Below are 17,513 nucleotides of genomic sequence, written 5' to 3' on the forward strand. Positions count from 1 at the left end.
GAGGGCCTCAACTCCAAGATCCAGACGATCAAGAAGATGGCCTATGGCTTCCGCAACCCGGAGCACTTCAAGACGGCCATCTACTTCCACTGTGGCGGCCTCGATCTCTACCCCGCGACCCACGGAATTCCCGGATGAACCCTTTTTTTTGGGTGTCTCTCACTGGTACGCTTTCCCAAGAGCCATCTTTTCCCCAAGAGACCATCTTTGGGTCGTCGTTCGCAGAGATTAGCTAGTGTCCACGTGGTGTGATTGCATGCTTCTCTCCTTTCCGAGCTCCTGCCCAGCCCTGCGATCTACAAGCCATTTTTTCAAGCGCGGAAAGGGAGAACCATTAGGGAGATCATGGAATCGGGGAGGAAAATTTACGGGAGCGCGGGTTAAGGGGAAACCCCGGCAACGGGTGGGCAACCGGGGGCGAGGAGTGGATCGCCCGCGACCGTAGGCGGCATAAACGGCAGGCGGTTTAAACGGCCTTGTCCGCCGGGCCCGCGCCGGGCCGACCCGCGCGCGGCTCCCCTCCGGGCCCTCCCGGCACCAGGAGCATGGCCCGATGCTGGAGAAGAGTCGTAGGAGCCACGACCGTTATTGGGCGGCGCCTTCACGGATATGTGCCAGAACTTCCTTCCAGAAGTGGGTGGCCGGATCAGCAGGATCATAAAAGGCAGCTGCCGCCCGCGCGCGCTCCGCCGCTCCGAACTTCCCGTACGTCCGGACCATCCACGCCGCGGTCCGCCAGGCAGGGTCCCTCTGCCGCGGAGCCATCGACGCGCGCAGGGGCTCTCGCGCCGCGCGCTCGCTTTTCGGCGTTGGCTCCCCTTGCCGCATCGCCCGGGTCGTTTCGGAGGACACGCTTTCAGAGACGGAAGCAGACGCGCGCGGAGCCGCAGCCCGAGCTTCGGGCAAGGGCATCGAACGGCTTTCCCGCTGGGAAACAGGCTGGAGAGACGAAGAAGCGACGGCGACTAGCGCGCGGCCAGCGGAGAGGCGAAGCGCCAGGATCAGGGTGGAGCCCGCGAGGACGACGCACGTGAGGCCCAGGCAAGCGATGACGATGACATAATTCCGCTGCTGGCGCTGATGCGTCGCTTGGAGGCGGTGGCGCTCCAGGAACGCCAAGAACCGCTCGTCCGGGGCCTCGGGGTCAGCCTCGAAATTATGGCGCGTCGCCATGGCATGCTTCTCGTGGCTACGTTTTGGCTACGCTTACTGTGGCTTGTGGCGAAACGATCTTGAAAGTAGGTGAATCCTGGAATTTGCCGAGGGGGGACTCCCCTTAATTGGGTAAGGAATCCGAGCGGAAGGGTCGCGTCGCAGCGGATCTCAAAAGGCGAGCCTGCCGTGGCCCGCTAGTGCGGTGCTGAAAAACTCCACGCGAAGGCTGCAATCGTCGACCCGCACCCGGCCGAAGCGCTCCGAGCGCGGGCTTGGCCCGCGCGGATTAATTCGGGCCTCGCGCGGCGGGGGGCCTGCCTCACGGCATGGCCGACCCCGCCACGCTCGAACGACGGGGGGAGGCCTCGGAGGGGGCCCGGGTACCCACGCCGAAGGCGTGGGTGTCCCCCTCCGATTGTCCTAGCGCTGGATCTCGGGGTCTTCTCCGGCGAGCAACTGCTCCACCTCGGCCCGGGTGACCAGGGCGAAGTCGCCGACGATCGTACAGGCGAGGGCCCCCATGGCGCCACCCATGTCGAGCCCGCGCTGGACCCCGTCCGCGAGGTAGCCGCAGAGAAACCCCGCGGCGAAGGCGTCGCCGGCCCCGAGGGGATCGACTACCTCGACCTGGTGGACCCGGCGCTGGCGATAGACGCGGTCGGCCAGGGCGAAGGACCCCTGAGCCCCAAGGGTCAGTACCACGACGGGCACGCCGAACTTTTCCCGGAAGGCCCGCGCCACCGCCTCGGGCTCGCCGGTGAGCCCGAACACCCGCGCGGCATCGTCCCGGCCGCACAACAGGATGCCGACCGACGGGAGCAGGTCGGCCAGGCACGTCGCCGCTTCCTGGGGGGACCAGAGCTTCGCGCGGTAGTTCACGTCGAGGGCGAACTGCTTGCCGGCGGCGCGGACTTCGCGCGCGATCCGCCGCGTCAGGTCCCGGAGGCGCGGGCTCAGCGCGGGCGTGATTCCGGTGACCAGGACGACGCGGGCGGAGGTGAGGTAGGTCCAGTCGACCTCGCCATCCTCGAGCGTGGTGACGGCCGAGCCCTTCCGGTCGTACCAGATGCGGGGCGGCCGCGGCGCCACGCCCCGCTCGAAGTAGTAGATCCCCACCCGGCCCTCGGGGCTCCAGACCACCCGCGAGGTGTCCACGCCGTGACGGCGGACTTCGCCGACAATCAGGCGCGCGAGCGGGTGATCCGGGAGCTTGGAAATCCAGCCGGCCTGCATTCCCAGGCGTGCCAGCCCGACCGCCACGTTGGACTCCGCCCCGCCGGGGATCGCCTCCAGCTCCTGCGCCTGATCCAGGCGGAGGTGACCTTTGGGCGTGAAACGCACCATGCTCTCGCCGAGGGTGATCACGTCCATCGCGTCGTCGGTCCTGGTCACGGCCTTGCCGCGCGGACGGCGCGCCAGATCTTCTCGGGGCGGAGCGGCGTGTCCAGGTGTCGGATCCCGAACGGCCTGAGGGCATCCAGGACGGCGTTGACGATGGCCTGGGGCGCGCCCACGCAGCCGGCCTCGCCGACGCCCTTGGCACCGAGCGGGTTGTGCGGGGTCGGGGTGACGGTGTGGTCGAGCTCAAACATCGGGAGGTCCGGGGCCTTGGGCGCCGCGTAGTCCATGAGGCTTCCCGAGAGGAGCTGGCCCGCCTCGTCATAGACGATCTCCTCCCAGAGCGCCTGGGCGATCCCCTGCGCGATCCCGCCGTGGAGCTGGCCCTTGAGGAGGAGCGGGTTCAGCACGGTGCCGACGTCGTCGACGCCGATGAAGCGCAGGAGTTTCACCTCGCCGGTCTCGGGGAGCACCTCCACGACGGCGATGTAGACGCCGAAGGGGACCGTGAGGTCGGGCGGATCGAAGACGCGGCCCGCCTCGAGTCCGGGCTCCATCCCGGGCGGCAGGTTGCTGGCACGGTACGCCGCGTGCGCGACTTCTCTCAGCGTCACCGCCCGGTCGGGGAGGCCCTTGACATGGAGCCTTCCGTCCTCCAGCACGATGTCCTCCGGCGCGGCCTCGAGGAGGTGCGCGGCGATCCGCCGCGCCTTCTCCTTCACGGTCTGGGACGCGAGGAGCACCGCGGTGCCGCCCACGCTCCCGCCCCGGCTGCCGCCCGTGCCGAACCCCATCGGAACCACGGCGGTATCGCCGTGGAGGACCGTGATGTCCTCGAGTCGCACCCCCAACTCGTCGGCGACGATCTGGGCGAACGTGGTCTCGCTCCCCTGGCCGTGGGGCGAGGTGCCCGTGACCACGGTGATCTGGCCTGTGGGCTCAACCCGGACCGCGCCGTACTCGTGGCCGGCGAAGGCCAGCATCCGGGAGGGTCCGGTTGAAGCCGTCTCGACGAAGGTGGAGAAGCCCACGCCCTGGTATCGGCCCGCCTTCCTCAGGCGCGCCTGCTCTTCCCTGACCTTTTGGTAGTCGAGGATGTCGAGCGCCTTCTCGAGCGTGACGGCATAGCGGCCGGAGTCATAGGTGAGGCCTGAGGGAACCCGATACGGGAAGTCCTCCGGCCTTATGAAGTTCTTCTTCCTGACTTCGACCGGGTCCATGCCCAGCTCGGCAGCCGCCAGATCCATCAGCCTCTCGATGATGTACGAGCCCTCCGGCCTCCCCGCGCCGCGGTATGCGGCCATCGGCGTCTTCGTCGTGAGGGCGCCCCGGAGCATATAGGAGGCTGCGGGGATCCGGTAGGCGCCGGTGATGAGCCGCCCGGAGAGGAGCGGCGGCCCTGCGGTGAACGCCTCGAGGTGAGCCCCGAGGTCGGCCACCCCTCGGACCCTGAGCGCCAGGACGGTCCCATCCTGTGCGACCGCCAGCTCCGCCTCGTGGATCTGGCCGCGGCCGTGGGTCGTGGCCACGAAGCTCTCGCTCCGCTGCTCGATCCACTTCACGGGCCTGCCGAGCTTGATCGCGGCAAAGGCGGCCAGCAGTTCCTCGTCGTAGAGCCCGACCTTGCAACCGAAGCCGCCGCCGACCTCGGGAGCGATCACGCGGATCTGGTGCTCGGGGACGCGGAGGGTCTCGCCCAGCATGGACCGAGCGCGGTGGGGCATCTGGGTCGAGGTCCAGAAGGTGAGCGCACCGCCCTGGTAGAGCGCCACGCACCCGCGCGGCTCGAGCGGCATCGGGGCGAGGCGCTGGGTGACGAAGCGCGCTCTGACGATGCGGTCGGCGCGGGCAAAGGCGCCATCGACATCTCCGGTGGCCCAGGTGTGCTCGTAACACAGGTTGCCGGGGACCTCGGCGTAGATCTGCGGCGCTCCCGGCCTGAGAGCGGTTTCGGCGTCGGTCACGGGCTCGAGCGGCGCGTACTCGACCTGGATCAGGTCGGCGGCATCGCGGGCGAGCGCGCGCTCGGCAGCCACCACGAGGGCGACGGGGTGGCCCACGAAGGTCACCTTCCCCAGGGCCAGCGGCGGGTGGGGGGGCAGCTTGAGCCCCGGCGGAGCGATCATCAGGGGCTTGGGGCCCACCTGTCCCTCCAGCTCTTTCGCCGTGAGCACCGCGAAGACCCCGGGCGCTTTGGTGGCCGCCGCCGCGTCCAGGCTTGCGATCCGCGCGTGGGACCAAGGGCTCCGCAGCACGAAGGCGTGGAGCAGACCGGGGAGCGTCACGTCGTCGACGTACTGGGCTTGGCCCCGGATCAGCCGCGGGTCCTCGAGCCGTTTCACCTCGCTGCCCACAAAACGCGGAGCCGCCATCGAGACCCTCCCTGCTCGATGTTCTAATGCTTGTCTTGTCGGAGAGCTATCTGTCAGGTAAGAGCGTGCCGACTTGCATTAGGGCACATGGGAAAGGGCCATTTCATAAGTTTTCGACTACGAACTCACGAATTGTCCGCAACTCTCCGTCCCGCAGATCCGCCACTTCCGCTTCGTTCGGCTTCCACATGTCATATCGAGCTGCACGGGAATCGTCCTTAAGTTGCCGGTATGCATTATTGATATCGGGGTTCCGTCTGAGAACGAGAAGACGCTCGAAAGCCCTGTTCACATCCGCGTACCTGGAAATGTTTGTGTAATTGTGTTTTGCCATTAACGCGCGAAGATAATGGAGAGCAGCGTAAAACGCCGCTGTGACTGCCCAGTCAAGGTAAGGAGATCGCGCTAAATCGAATGTCGCTAGGAACGCCTCGTTGTGTCGTGCCTGCTGAAAATGCTGCTCCTGCGTGGGCATCAGGCTGCATTCACGAGGCTCATTTATCGGGCAGGTCTATACATAACGAGTCTGCCTTGAAGATCGTCTGGCACCAAGGATCCGTGTTCACCTTGGTCAAGGGAAAGGACGTTAAAGTCGAACAAAAGGTCTGGATACTTGGACATAAGTTCTCGTTCACAGGCGTATACTTGTTTGCGTAGGCTTTTATCTCTGTGGGCGATAAACGTCCAGATGAGGTTGACGTTGCCGTCTTTCGCATGTGTCATGGCGACAACACCCGGCAGCCGCCAGACAGCCTTAGCGAATCGATAGACGGCCTGACCGATGCGGGAATCTTGAGGCGGAGAGGTATCGATGATCTCCCACGATACATGGGAGCCCGAGCGACTCTCCGTGAGGGCGCTGGGCTGGACCTCTAAGGTTTCGGCGCCCGTGAGCGTTGATGCCGTGCCGCGGACCAAGGCAAAGGCAGTGACAGGTCGATCTTCGGCGAGCAGTTCGGTGGTCATATCTAGCTTCGCGTCTGCAGGTGAATCGGGCTCCGAAGGATCTCGGTTCCATTGTATGTCAAAACGAGCGTGTATTCGCCGGCACCGGGAAACTCAAATGCGGCTAGAGTATATGTGCCCTGTATTGTGTGTGGAGTCTCCTTGCTGGTTTCTATCGGTTCTAGTTCTACGAGGACAGAGCCATCGGGGCGGTGTATGCTGACGCCTGCCCGGCCTGGTCCCGGCACCAGGCAGCGCCAGTAAATTGAGAAGAGTGAATGTACAGCAGGGAACTTTGTTGCCCAGATGCGGTCGAAGATCCCGTAGAGCGTGATCTTCCCGTTGGGGTCCCTGGCAATGGCGTCACACGCCAGCAGAGCGTGACCGTCGGCTTGGGCCATCGCCTCATTATCCTATCAGAAAATCGAAAGGCCTAGGAGATCTGAAACCTCCTTCGATTGACTGTTCGGGTGGGCGCCGCTATTGTAACTCAGCCATGCTCAGGACGACCATTGTAGGAAGCCTGCCGAAGCCCGCGTGGCTCGCCGACCCGTCGCACCAGCTCTTTGCCCCGTGGGTCGTCCCGCCCGAGCGCCTCCGGGAGGCGCAGGACGATGCCGTGCGCCTGGCGCTGGCCGAGCAGGAGGAGGCCGGGATCGACATCGTCACAGACGGCGAGCAACGCCGCCGGCACTACATCTGGGGGTTCCTGGAAGGTCTGACCGGGATCGACACCGATACGCTCGGCAGGAAGCGGACGCGTGGTGGTCGCTATGCCCCGGAGCAGGACGTGGCGCGGATCGTCGGGGAGGTCACGCGCCCTCGGCCGGTCATGGTCGCGGCGCTCGGGTTCGCCAAGGCCCACACGCGGCGCGCGGTGAAGGTGACCCTTCCCGGGCCCATGACGATCGTGGACAGCGTGCTGGACGAGTATTACCGCTGCGATGAAAAGAGTCTTGCCATGAGCTTCGCCGCGCTTTTGAACGCCGAGGCGCAGGAGCTGGCCGCGGCCGGCGCCGACGTGGTCCAGCTCGACGAGCCCTGTTTCAACATCTATCTCGACAAGGTCGAGGCCTGGGGGATCGAGGCGCTGGAGCGGGCCATCGACGGGGTCACGTGCACGACAGCGATTCATATCTGCTACAGCTACGGGATTCCGCGGGTCCTCCAGTGGAAGAAGCGGAACACGGAGTGGGGGCAGTACGGGGTGACGCTCCCGCTCCTGGCCCGGACGCGGATCAATCAGGTCTCGGTCGAGTGCGCGGCCTCGGGGGTGGACGTCGCGGTGCTGGCCGAGGCGCGCGGGAAGGACGTGCTGCTGGGCGTCATCGACGTGGGAACGGAGGAGGCCGAATCCCCCGAGCTTGTCGCTGCGCGGATTAAAAAAGCACTTCCCTATGTTGGCCCCGAGCGCCTTTCCCCGTGCACCGACTGCGGCCTCGTCCCGCGCAGCCGTCAGTCGGCCCGCGGGAAGCTCGGGGCTCTCGCCGAGGGTGCCCGCCTCGTCCGGCGCGAGCTTGAGGGGGCGAGGCGCTGAACCGTGGGCAAGCGGCTTCCGTACAAGGGGTACGTCCTTGCCGCAGCTCCGTACCGGAATGCCGGTGGCCGCTGGCACGCGAAGGTGGTCATCGAGCGCCGCGACCGCGGCTCGGCGCACTTCCAGCCGGTGAGCGACGCCCCTGAGAAGACCTACGCGACACGAGAGGAAGCCGAAGATGCCTCGATCAGGTTCGGTCAGGCGTTGCTCGACTCGCGCAAGTGAGTGAGGAGGTACACCGGTGGTCATCCAGGCTGACAGGCTCGAGGCCCTCGCCCGCGATATCTTCGCCGCCCTCGGAGCTCCCGCGCCGGACGCCGGCTGGATCGCCACGCTCCTGGTGCGCGCCAACCTCCGCGGCCACGACTCCCACGGCGTGATCCGCATCCCGCAGTACGCGGACTCCGTCAGGCGCGGCGACACGAACCCGAAGCCCGCGATCCGGACCGTCTCGGAGACGCCGACCACCGCGTTGATCGACGGCGACTTCGGCTTCGGTCAGGTCGTGGCCCGCCAGGCCACGGAGCTCGCGGTCACGAAGGCGCGGGCGCAGGGGCTTGCCGCCGTAGGCTGCGCGCGGACGCGGCACGTCGGGCGCCTTGCCGACTACGCCGAGCTGGCGGCGGGTCACGGGCTCATCGGCATGCTGTGGGTGAACGCGGCTACCGCGCAGGCGGTGGTCCCCTGGGGCGGTATCGCCCGCCGGCTGGGGACGAACCCGCTCGCCGTGGCCATCCCCGGCCGGGGCGGCCCGGCGCTGTCGCTCGACATGGCCACGAGCGTCGTCGCCGAAGGCAAGGTCCGGGTGAGGCGGAACCGGAAGGAGCCGACGGCTCCCGGCTGGCTGATCGATGCGGCGGGCGAGCCGACCACGGACCCTCAGACCTTTTACCGCGAACCCCGCGGCGCGCTCCTCCCCGTCGGCGACCACAAGGGGTATGGCCTCAGTCTCGTGATCGAGATCCTGGCGGGGATCCTCACGCGGGCCGGCGCCGCCGGCCCCGAGACCGGGCCGGTTCAGAACGGGGTGCTGATCGCCTGCCTCGACGTCTCGCGCTTCCTGCCGCTCGAGCAGTTCTGCGCCGAGGTGGAGCGGCTCATCGGCTACGTCAAGTCGTCCCCGCGCGGTCGGGGAGCGGGGGAGATCCTGGTCCCCGGAGAGCCTGAGGCACGGCTGATGGCTGAACGCCGGTCCCGTGGCGTGTTCGTCGAGGACGAGACCTGGAGCCAGATCGCGGCTGTGGCGCAGGAGCTCGGCCTCGCGGTTTGAGCGTCGCGACGGGCCTTGGGCCCGCTTCAGAACGACGCGTCCTCGTTCAGGGCCCGGGCCACCTGCTGGAGCACGTCGTTGGCGGCGAAGGGTTTTGCCAGCACGCCGGCCTCCCTTAGCCCGCCCGTTCCCCCTGTATCGCTTTCTGGGCATTGCCTCCGGTCAAGCCTTCGCCATACTGTTCTGCTCTCGCCTCGCTTGCTTGCGAAGAAGGGGTCGCCATGGAGAAGTCCAACGTAAGAAGCCTCATGGAGCGCCGGCTCAACGTGGTCAGTCAGAGGGGCAGCCAGCCGTGGCGGTCTCTGCTCCCGCAGGTCCGCCAAAACCAAAGCTCCTCGACCAGGTTCGCCAGGCCATCCGCACACGCCATTACAGCTATCGAACGGAGAAGGCCTACGTTGGCTGGATGAAGCGATTTATCGTCTTTCACAACAAGCGGCGTCCGGCAGACATGGGGGAGGCCGAGATCGCACACTTTCTCTCGAGCCTCGCCCACGACGCCCGGGTCAGCGCCTCGACCCAGAACCAGGCGCTCAACGCGCTCTTGTTTCTCTACCGCGAGGTGCTGGGCAAAGAGATTGGCTACGTCCATGGGGTCGTCCGGGCGAGACGGCCGACCAGGTTGCCCGTTGTGTTGACTATACCCATGTGCTGAACCGGGGCGGGCGTGGTGTTTATAGCCCTGCGGCTCGCCTCTGACCCCGGTCTATTAGCCGGATGTACTGCGGGCTGATATCCGGATAGGCTGCGAGCTGCGCAGCGTTTGTCGGAGGACCGAGGCTTGACAAAGTGGTACAAGTACCGGATATTGCTGGCTGATTCTGTTTCCGGACTCGGAGCGTTTGCCGTGATAGGCTGCAGGCATAGCCCCCTGCAAGAGAGCTAATAGTTATGCGATCTTCATGAGCGTCCTGTAGGCGTGCCGCCGAAGATTCGGGAGCTCATAGCCGATCTTCAAGCTGCTGGCTTTGTGGATCGGGGAGGAAGGGGCAGTCATCGCAACTTCGTTCACCCGAAGGTCTCGAGGCCGGTGACAATATCAGGGGCGCTGGGCGATGATGCGAAGCACTACCAGGTGCGCGCCGTGCCGTTCAGCTTGCCATTCAGGAGTCGAAGAAATGAAAGACAGCGCGCGGTACGTGAAGATCGTCGAGTGGTCCGATGAGGACCACTGTTATGTCGGCAGTTCCCCAGGCCTGATCTACGGAGGCTGTCACGGTGATGATGAGAAGGCCGTATTCGACGAGTTGTGCCGAATCGTCGAGGATGCGATCGAACTCTACAAGCGCGAGGGTAGGCCTTTGCCGCCTCCGACATCGGGCCGCGACTTCGCCAACAAGATGCAGCACGTCGCATAACATCCGAGTGGAGCGGACGCGCTGACGCGCGCCGCTCACCCGGGCGTTCGTGCGGAGGTAGTATACGTGAGTAGCGACGTTCGGCGGCGGTCGATGTGAAGTTCACGCGTTACTTCGAGGCGATCCGACGCCGCCAGGATCGTGCGATAATTCGCTTGGAGTGGATCCAGCAGGTCGTCGAGCATCCGGTGAGGGAGGTGATTCAAGCGGACGGCCGGATTCGCCGCTGGGCGCCCATCGAAGAAATGGCAGGCAGATATCTGTGTCGTGCTATTGCCTGACGGCGAGACTGTACACAACGCGTTTTTTGACCGTTCGTTCGTGCCATGAAGGTCAAGTACTTCCAAGATACCGATACCCTGTACATCGAGTTCAGGGCGAGCCACATCGTCGAGACGAAGGATCTCGACGAAAATACCCAGCTTGATGTGGATGGTGACGGGAACATCTGCGCCCTCAGCATCGAGCATGCCAGGGAACGGGCCGGCCTCCCGCATTTCTCGTTTGAGCAGCTCGGACCCTAACTTCAGGCTTCAGCGGACCGGCTGCGCCGGCTATTGAGCCCGCGCGTTCGCCGCGTCGGGGGACGAGCGACCGCGCTCGCGGCCGGGTTGGGATATCCTGAAGCCGCCAAGCGGAAGGTCCTCGAAGCGATCGAGAAGCTGCCAGCCGCTTCAAGTCGTCCCAGCGCGGTCGGGGAGCGGGGGAGATCCTGGTCCCCGGAGAGCCCGAGGCACGGCTGATGGCTGAACGCCGGTCCCGTGGCGTGTTCGTCGAGGACGAGACCTGGAGCCAGATCGCGGCTGTGGCGCAGGAGCTCGGCCTCGCGGTTTGAGCGTCGCGGCGGGCCTTGGGCCCGCCTCAGAACGCCGCGTCCTCGTTCAGGGCCCGGGCCACCTGCTGGAGCACGTCGTTGGCGACGAAGGGTTTTGCCAGCACGAACCGGACCCGGTGACGCTCGAGCTGGCGCGGGTCGAGCTGGTCGCCCCAGCCGGTGATGAACCCCACCGGCACCGTGGGGAAGCGCTGCCGGAACGCCGCCGCGACCTCCCAGCCCGACATCCCCGGCATCGAGACGTCGCTGAGCACGAGGTTGACTGGCTCACGCTCGCACCGCGTCAACCCCTCCGCCCCCTCGGCGGCCTCGATGACGGTATAGCCGTGCTCCCTCAGGAGGTCTCTCACCACTTCGCGGACCTCTGCTTCGTCGTCGATCACGAGCACGCGTGCCCCGCCCCCGGGTTGAGGGACGTGCGGCGTCTTCTCTTCCGTCGCGAAGTCCTGGCTGATGGGGAGGCGGATTACAAAGCGGCTCCCCGCACCGACCGTGCTCTCGACCTCGATGGTGCCGCCGTGGCGGGTGACGATCCCCCAGACGACCGCCAGGCCGAGCCCGGTTCCCCGCGGGCCTTTGGTTGTGAAGAACGGCTCGAACACCCGTCGGCGGGTCTCTTCCGACATCCCGCAGCCCGTGTCCTCCGCGGTCACCACCGCGATGTCGCCCTCGCCTCTGGCGCGGAAGACGAACCGGCCGCCTGCGGGCATGGCCTCCAGGGCGTTGATGAGCAGGTTCGTGAACACTTCGCGCAGCTCTTCCGAGATCCCGGCGACCGGCAGCACCGGTCCGCCCTCCACCCGCACCTCGTAGCCGACGCCGCGGCTCTGGGCTTCGTTCTCCCACCGCGGGCGGGTCAGCTCCACGACCTCTCGGAGGAGCTCCCCCAGCTCGACGCGTCCGAAGGGGCGAGTGCGCCGCGTCCGCGTGAATTCCTGAATCCGCCGGACAGTCTGGGCGCCGTCCAGCGCGGCGGTGCGCACGGCTTCGAGCGTTCGCGCCGTGTCGGGGTCGCGCGTGCGGGCCAGGAGCATCTCGGCGCGCCCGAGGATGACGGCCAGCAGGTTGTTGAAGTCATGGGCAACGCCGGCCGCCATCTCGCCGAGGGCCCTGAGCCGCTCGCTCTGGACGATCCGCTGCTGCGAGGCCTCGACCTGTTCCAGCGCCTCGCGGAGCTCCCCGAACAAGCGCGCGTTCTCAAGGGCCAGGGCCGCCTGGTCGGCGAAGACCTGGAGCAGCGTCGCCTCGGCCTCGGTAAACGTGCGCCCGGGCCTGTCCGCGATCGTGAGCCCCCCGATGATTTTTCCCTTTACCCGGAGCGGCACGGACAGCGCCGAGCCGACCCCCGACGCGGCGAACTGGCGGGCTAGGTCCTCAGAGACCGTGAACTCGGGCTCGCTCAGCACATCCCGCGACCAGACGGGCCGGCCCTCGGCCACTGCCCGCCCGGCCACCCCCGATCCCGACGCGAGGACGTGGCCGGGCGCGAAGTGCTCGCGGGCGGGGCCTGCCGAGGCGATCGTTACGAGCGAGCCGTCGGGTTGGAGGAGGCGGAGCACGGCCGCCTGGCCGCCGAAGAGCGGCAGGACGCTCTCCACGATCCGCTCGCCCACCGCCGCCACATCCAGACTCTCGGTCAGGGTCCGAGCCACCCGGGCTAGCTCCTCCGCCTCTCGCTGCCGTCGTGTCGCCTCGGCGTAGAGCCGGGCGTTCTCGAGGGCGAGGGCAGCCTGGTCGGCGAAGGCCTGGGCGAGCCGGACCTCCTCGTCGCTGAACACCCGCCCCGGCCGGTCGCCGACGCCGAGAGCGCCGACGATCGTGTCCTTGACGACGAGCGGCACGGCGAGCACGGAGCGGTACGTCGCCTTCTCGACCCTGGCCCGCACCTCTGGAGTCAGCGTGATGCGCGGATCGGTGAGGAGATCCGGTGTGGCCACCGGCCGCCGCTCTCGTACCGCGAGACCGGCGACGCCGGTGCCGCGCCTGAAGACCAGGTTCTGACCGAACGTCGGTCCGACGCTACCCGAGACCGCGAGCGCCACCAGATCCCCGGACTCCGGGTCCATCCGGTAAAGCGCGGAGTTCTCCGCGGTGCAGAGGCCGCGGATGCTGTCCGCGATCCGCTGTCCGACGTCGCTGGGGTCGAGCGATTGGGAGATGAGGCGCCCCAGCTCGGCCAGGCTCTCGGCCGTCCACCGGCGGCGCTCGGCCTCGGCGTAGAGCCGGGCGTTCTCGAGGGCCAGGGCGGCCTGGTCGGCGAAGGCCTGGGCGAGGCGGATATCCTCGTCGTCGAACACGCGCCCTGCCCTGTCCCCGACGCCGAGGGCGCCGATCACCGTGTCCTTGACGACGAGCGGCACCGCAAGGACAGCGCGGAAGCTGGCCTGCTCGATCCGGGCCTGCAGCTCGGGCGTGAGCCTGACACGGGGATCGGTCAGGAGGTGAGGCGTGACCACCGGGCGCCGCTCGCGGACGGCGAGCCCCGCCACGCCCATCCCCCGCGGGAAGACCAGGTTCGGGCGAAAGGTAGGCCCCGGGTCCCCGGAGACGGCCAGCGCCACGAGGTCCCCGGACTCCGGCACGAGCTGGTAAAGGGCTGAGGTGAAGGCTCCGAGCAGGGCCCGGAGACTGTCCACGATTCGCTGCCCGACCTCCTCCGGGTTCAGCGACTGCGAGATGAGGCGACCGAGCTCGGCGAGGCTTTCTGCCGTCCGCCGTCGCCGCTCGGCGTCAGCGTAGAGCCGCGCGTTCTCGATGGCGATCCCGGCCTGATCCGCCAGGCTCTCCGCGAGCCTGAGGGCTTCTTGGTCAAAGCGGTAGCCCTTTTCCCGAAAGATATGGAGCGTCCCCAGGATGCTTCCTCCCACCCGTATGGGGACACACATCAGGGCCCCGGACCGGTCTGGCTCATGTGCCGCCCGATGCTCCGGGATGAGCCGCACGTCGGACGTCACATCGGCAGCGATCAACGCCTCACCGGTTGCCGCGACGCGTCCACTGAGGGACTCCCCGAGCCGAATTCGTTCCTTCACCATCACCTTGAGGGCGCCGGGGGTGCCCCCGACGCGCACGAGCTCCTCCCCCTGCAAAAGCCTGAAGCCCGCCTCCCCCTGGAACACCGCTGCTACAGCCTCCGCGATGGAGTTGAGCACCACGGGGAGGTCCAGCCCTCGGGTCAGACGCTGAGCGACATCGACCAGGGTGGCCAGGCGATTGCGTCCGACCTCCGACTCTTGGTACAGGCGGGCGTTCTCGAGGGCGAGGGCAGCCTGGTCGGCGAAGGCCTGGGCGAGCCGGACCTCCTCGTCGCTGAAGACCCTCCCGGCGCGGTCTCCAACCGCCAGCGCGCCGATCACTTTGTCCTTCACCGCGAGTGGGATCGCGAGGACAGCGTGAAAGGCCGCGCGTTCGGCGCGGGACCGCATCTCGGGCGTGAGCACGACGCGCGGGTCGGTCAATAAATCCGGCGTGACGACGGCCTGACGCTCGCGCACGGCCAGGCCGATGGCTCCGGTGCCCTGCGGGACAAAGCGGTTCCAGTCGAACGTGTGCCCGGCGTCGCTGGCCGCGGCGAGCCCGATCAGCGCCCCCGACGCTTCATCGAGCCGATAGAAGGCGGTCAATTTTGCGCCAAAAAGCGCGCGGAGGCTGTTCACGACCTCCTGGGCGGTCTCTTCAGGGTCGAGCGACCGGGAGACGAGGCGGCCCAGATCGGCCAGGCTCTCGGCCGCCCGGCGGCGCCGCTCGGTCTCCTCGTAGAGCCGGGCGTTCTGAATGGCGATCGCGGCGTGGTCGGCGAGCCTGACCAGGATCGCCTCGTCGTGATCGGTGAACGGGCGGGGCGTTCGGTTGTCGACGAACACCAGGCCTTCCACGCGATCTCCGATCCGGATCGGCACCGCCAGTTCGGGGACAAACCCTTCCTCGTCCGCGACGTGGAGGTAGTCTTTGCTGATCCGGGGATCCTCGGCGTAGTTGTCGGTCCGCAAGGGACGCCCCGTGAGCATGACCTGGCCGCCGAGGCCCTTGCCGGCCTTGATGCGGATGGTGTCGTAACCCATGTAGCGGGACCCGACCCAGTGCCGGAACACGAGCGCGTCCGCCCCCTGGTCCCAGAGCGCGATCCGAGCCATATCGCTGCCGCAGAGCTCCCTGGCGCCTTCGGTGACCCGCTGGAGGACGGTGCCGAGATCGAGCGACGCGTTGAGGCTCCGCGCGATGTCCGACAGCACCTCCGCCTCGCGTCGTCGCCGTTCGGCCTCTTCGAAGAGCCGGGCGTTCTCGAGGGCGAGGGCGGCCTGGTCGGCGAAGCCGGACAGGACCTCGATGTCGGTCGCGGAAAAATGGCGGGGGTCCTTGGCGAGGACGAAGAGGGCGCCGATGGCGCGGCCGGCGATCCGCATGGGCACGGCGAGGAAGGATCGGAGCCCGTGCTCGTGGTAGACAGCTCGGTGCTGGTGCGACAACCTCGCGTCCCGCTGGAGGTCCGAAATCGTGAGCGGCTGGTTGGTCAGGACGACCCAGCCGCTCCCGCTCTCCCCGAGCGCGATTCGCTCGCGCATCTGCTCGGCGGGAAAACCGTGGTGAGCGGCGAGCACCAGCTCCTCGCCTTCCAGGATCCGGATGCCCGCGCCTTCCGCCTTCAGGAAGATCGCCGCTTCGCGGGCAATCCAGGGGAGGAGCTGGCTGGAGTCCTTGATCATGGCGGTTCGCTTCGTGCTCTCGAGGAGCGACGCGAGCCGGCTCGCCTTTTCCATCACGTCCGCGTAGAGCTGCGCGTTCTCCAGGGCCAGCGCGATCTGACCGGAGAGCGCGATCGCGAGGGCGGTCTGGTCCGGCGTGAAGCGTCGGGACTCGCGGCAATAGTCCAGCAGGCATGCCCCCGCCACCCGGTCTTTTCGGAAGATCGGAACGACGAGGAGCGACTTCATCTCGAAGAAGTCACCCCATCCGTGCGGGACCAAGGGGCTCGAGGCAGGGTCCTCGATCTCGATCGGGCCCCGGCGCTCCATCACCTCGTAGAGGAATGGGACCTCGGCGAGCTTGAGCTTCGCCTGGTTTTTGAACGCGGCCCACATCCGCTCGTTCGCCTCGCCGGTCGCGAACTGGGACATCACCGGGGTCACGAGTTCAGCGCCCTCATCCCAGAGGTAGAATGCGCAGCGATCCACGCCGCAGGCCTGGGCCAGCTTTCGGGTGACGAGCGCGATCTGCTGCGTGAGATCCAGGGTCGACCCGAGAACCATGGCCATGTCGAGTTGCGCCGCCAGCTGGCGAGTGGCTTTGACCCTGTCCTGGAGCAGATCCCAGAAGAAGCGAAGGCTTCCGGCTCCGATCACCTCGATGCCGGGCGGTTTGGCGCGAAGGAGGTCCTCGAGCACGGCTGGCCGGCCCGTGACCTCGAGGACGAGGTCCACGGGGTAGGCAAACACCTCGAGGTGGTGGGCGGCGGTGGGAATCCGGAGGAACCGGGCTCTGCCGAGGGCAGGGGCGTCAGGACGGGGGTCAATGACCACCGCGACCTTCGCCACCGGCCAGTCGAGCAGGAGGTCGAGGAGCGCCGAGCCACCCTTGCCGGCCCCGACGAGGCCGATCCTCACGCGGTCGGAGTGCTCATCCGGGTCAGGAGCCATCTCGAATCACGGTCCCTTCCGCCCCCGGCCCGGGTAGAAGTAGGGCCCGAGCTTCGTCACGGGAACACGCTCAGGGCCCGAAGAGGCGGGCGGCGTTGCGGGAGGCCATCTGCTCGGCCACGTCGCGGGGCAACTGGCGCAGCCACGCGCGCACGTCGTCGAGATAGCCGGGGAGGACGTCCCAGCGCGAGGCGGTCCAGGTGTCCGTGCCCACCATGAAGCGCTGCGGGTGCCGCAGGAAGAGGGCGCGCCAGGCCGGGTCGAGCTGGCCCCCTGGGGCCACATCGGTGCGGAGCGCCAGTTCTACCCAGAGGTTCGGGTAGCGATCGAGGAGCTTCCCGACGACGTCGGGGCCGGCGGACATCCCGGCGTGGGCCCAGAGGATCTTGACCGCCGGGTTCAAGGCGAAAAGCTCTTCGACCGTTCGGTCGTCAGAGTGCGCGTGGAGGATCAGGTTTTTCTGAACCGCCAGCTCGACGAGCCGTCTGATGACCGGCGTGCCGGTCTGGCCGCCCGAGAGGTGGAACTCGCCGATCCCCTTGTAGATCCCCTTTTGGAGTCGCTCCTCGACGTAGGCGAGCACGGCGGGATCCTGGTACCACGTGCCCATGTCCCCGCGGCTCCGGTAAGGCCGGAGGATCGGGACGATCCGGGTCGGCGCTCTCTCGTAGAGCTTCAGTGTGCCGTCGTCCGGCGTGCTCGAGACGAGCGCGCGCCCGACTCCGGCCCGGTCCAGGATCTCGAGGATCGCCCCCGGCGTGTAGCTGCCCCAGGAGTCCTGGCTGTAGTGGAGGTGAGTCTCGAAGATCCGGAGATCCTGTGCCGGAGCGGCCGAGGGCGCGGCGAGAACGAGGAGCAGCGCGGCGACGAAGACCCGGACCTGGCAACTCATTACTCTATTCACTAGCACTCTCCTCACATCCCGGTCAAGGCGCGCGGCCGGCCACCCGCGGAGCCGTGGTACCATGCTCGGGCGACGAGCGGGTCGGAGTAACGCCCTTCGAGCGCGGGCTTCGCCCGCGCAACCAACTCGGGACTCGCGCGGCGGGTGGCCTGCCTCACGGCATGGA

The 17,513-nt window shown here is 67.3% G+C and carries 15 protein-coding genes; 8 read left to right on the plus strand and 7 right to left on the minus strand.

Annotated features, from left to right (window positions below):
- On the plus strand, positions 1 to 138 hold a 138-nt coding region (locus HY726_07500; GenBank protein MBI4608834.1), incomplete at its 5' end, for a transposase.
- 1,437 nt (positions 139 to 1,575) lie between these two features.
- Here the strand turns inward: HY726_07500 and HY726_07505 are convergent.
- The 5 genes from HY726_07505 to HY726_07525 form a co-directional block, all read right to left on the minus strand.
- On the minus strand, positions 1,576 to 2,547 hold the full coding sequence (locus HY726_07505) for a sugar kinase (GenBank protein MBI4608835.1): 972 nt from the start codon (positions 2,545 to 2,547) through the stop codon (positions 1,576 to 1,578).
- The gene (locus HY726_07510) at positions 2,544 to 4,865 is read right to left on the minus strand and encodes a molybdopterin-dependent oxidoreductase (GenBank protein MBI4608836.1); all 2,322 of its coding nucleotides are present in this window, start codon (positions 4,863 to 4,865) and stop codon (positions 2,544 to 2,546) included. The genes HY726_07505 and HY726_07510 overlap by 4 nt, the downstream gene beginning before the upstream one ends.
- A 103-nt stretch (positions 4,866 to 4,968) precedes the next feature.
- The gene (locus HY726_07515; GenBank protein ID MBI4608837.1) at positions 4,969 to 5,340 is read right to left on the minus strand and encodes a HEPN domain-containing protein; all 372 of its coding nucleotides are present in this window, start codon (positions 5,338 to 5,340) and stop codon (positions 4,969 to 4,971) included.
- A 23-nt stretch (positions 5,341 to 5,363) separates the two neighbouring features.
- Positions 5,364 to 5,831: a hypothetical protein gene (locus HY726_07520; protein MBI4608838.1), complete on the minus strand. Its 468-nt coding sequence runs from the start codon at positions 5,829 to 5,831 to the stop codon at positions 5,364 to 5,366.
- Positions 5,832 to 5,833: 2 nt separating this feature from the next.
- On the minus strand, positions 5,834 to 6,211 hold the full coding sequence (locus HY726_07525) for a hypothetical protein (GenBank protein ID MBI4608839.1): 378 nt from the start codon (positions 6,209 to 6,211) through the stop codon (positions 5,834 to 5,836).
- Between the two features lie 95 nt (positions 6,212 to 6,306).
- On the opposite strand from HY726_07525, the gene HY726_07530 reads away from it, so the two are divergent.
- From HY726_07530 to HY726_07560, 7 genes are all read left to right on the plus strand, one after another.
- Complete coding sequence (locus HY726_07530; protein MBI4608840.1) at positions 6,307 to 7,347, plus strand: methionine synthase; 1,041 nt, start codon at positions 6,307 to 6,309, stop codon at positions 7,345 to 7,347.
- Positions 7,348 to 7,350: 3 nt separating this feature from the next.
- Complete coding sequence (locus tag HY726_07535; protein ID MBI4608841.1) at positions 7,351 to 7,572, plus strand: hypothetical protein; 222 nt, start codon at positions 7,351 to 7,353, stop codon at positions 7,570 to 7,572.
- A 16-nt stretch (positions 7,573 to 7,588) separates the two neighbouring features.
- On the plus strand, positions 7,589 to 8,617 hold the full coding sequence (locus tag HY726_07540) for an Ldh family oxidoreductase (protein MBI4608842.1): 1,029 nt from the start codon (positions 7,589 to 7,591) through the stop codon (positions 8,615 to 8,617).
- Positions 8,618 to 8,909: 292 nt separating this feature from the next.
- Positions 8,910 to 9,272 carry a phage integrase N-terminal SAM-like domain-containing protein gene (locus HY726_07545; protein MBI4608843.1) on the plus strand — a complete coding sequence of 121 codons (363 nt, stop codon included), beginning with the start codon at positions 8,910 to 8,912 and terminating at the stop codon, positions 9,270 to 9,272.
- 264 nt (positions 9,273 to 9,536) lie between these two features.
- Positions 9,537 to 9,782: a type II toxin-antitoxin system HicA family toxin gene (locus HY726_07550; GenBank protein MBI4608844.1), complete on the plus strand. Its 246-nt coding sequence runs from the start codon at positions 9,537 to 9,539 to the stop codon at positions 9,780 to 9,782.
- Positions 9,736 to 9,975: a hypothetical protein gene (locus tag HY726_07555; GenBank protein MBI4608845.1), complete on the plus strand. Its 240-nt coding sequence runs from the start codon at positions 9,736 to 9,738 to the stop codon at positions 9,973 to 9,975. The genes HY726_07550 and HY726_07555 overlap by 47 nt, the downstream gene beginning before the upstream one ends.
- Before the next feature lie 326 nt (positions 9,976 to 10,301).
- The gene (locus HY726_07560; protein MBI4608846.1) at positions 10,302 to 10,499 is read left to right on the plus strand and encodes a DUF2283 domain-containing protein; all 198 of its coding nucleotides are present in this window, start codon (positions 10,302 to 10,304) and stop codon (positions 10,497 to 10,499) included.
- 337 nt (positions 10,500 to 10,836) lie between these two features.
- Here the strand turns inward: HY726_07560 and HY726_07565 are convergent, their stop codons facing one another.
- Together HY726_07565 and HY726_07570 are read right to left on the minus strand one after the other, a co-directional pair.
- On the minus strand, positions 10,837 to 16,443 hold the full coding sequence (locus HY726_07565) for a GAF domain-containing protein (protein ID MBI4608847.1): 5,607 nt from the start codon (positions 16,441 to 16,443) through the stop codon (positions 10,837 to 10,839).
- Between the two features lie 70 nt (positions 16,444 to 16,513).
- Positions 16,514 to 17,335, minus strand: a complete 822-nt coding sequence (locus HY726_07570; GenBank protein MBI4608848.1) for an amidohydrolase family protein — start codon at positions 17,333 to 17,335, stop codon at positions 16,514 to 16,516.
- Between the last annotated feature and the right edge of the window lie 178 nt (positions 17,336 to 17,513).

It is taken from the genome of Candidatus Rokuibacteriota bacterium, from assembly GCA_016209385.1.
In the GTDB taxonomy this organism is placed as follows: domain Bacteria; phylum Methylomirabilota; class Methylomirabilia; order Rokubacteriales; family CSP1-6; genus JACQWB01.

Coding starts and splice junctions, on each gene's coding strand:
- HY726_07510 (MBI4608836.1), bottom strand. CDS start 4,865: ATGGCGGCTCCGCGTTTTGTGGGCAGCGAGGTGAAACGGCTCGAGGAC.
- HY726_07515 (MBI4608837.1), bottom strand. CDS start 5,340: ATGCCCACGCAGGAGCAGCATTTTCAGCAGGCACGACACAACGAGGCG.
- HY726_07520 (MBI4608838.1), bottom strand. CDS start 5,831: ATGACCACCGAACTGCTCGCCGAAGATCGACCTGTCACTGCCTTTGCC.
- HY726_07525 (MBI4608839.1), bottom strand. CDS start 6,211: ATGGCCCAAGCCGACGGTCACGCTCTGCTGGCGTGTGACGCCATTGCC.
- HY726_07530 (MBI4608840.1), top strand. CDS start 6,307: ATGCTCAGGACGACCATTGTAGGAAGCCTGCCGAAGCCCGCGTGGCTC.
- HY726_07555 (MBI4608845.1), top strand. CDS start 9,736: ATGAAAGACAGCGCGCGGTACGTGAAGATCGTCGAGTGGTCCGATGAG.
- HY726_07560 (MBI4608846.1), top strand. CDS start 10,302: ATGAAGGTCAAGTACTTCCAAGATACCGATACCCTGTACATCGAGTTC.
- HY726_07565 (MBI4608847.1), bottom strand. CDS start 16,443: ATGGCTCCTGACCCGGATGAGCACTCCGACCGCGTGAGGATCGGCCTC.
- HY726_07570 (MBI4608848.1), bottom strand. CDS start 17,335: ATGAGTTGCCAGGTCCGGGTCTTCGTCGCCGCGCTGCTCCTCGTTCTC.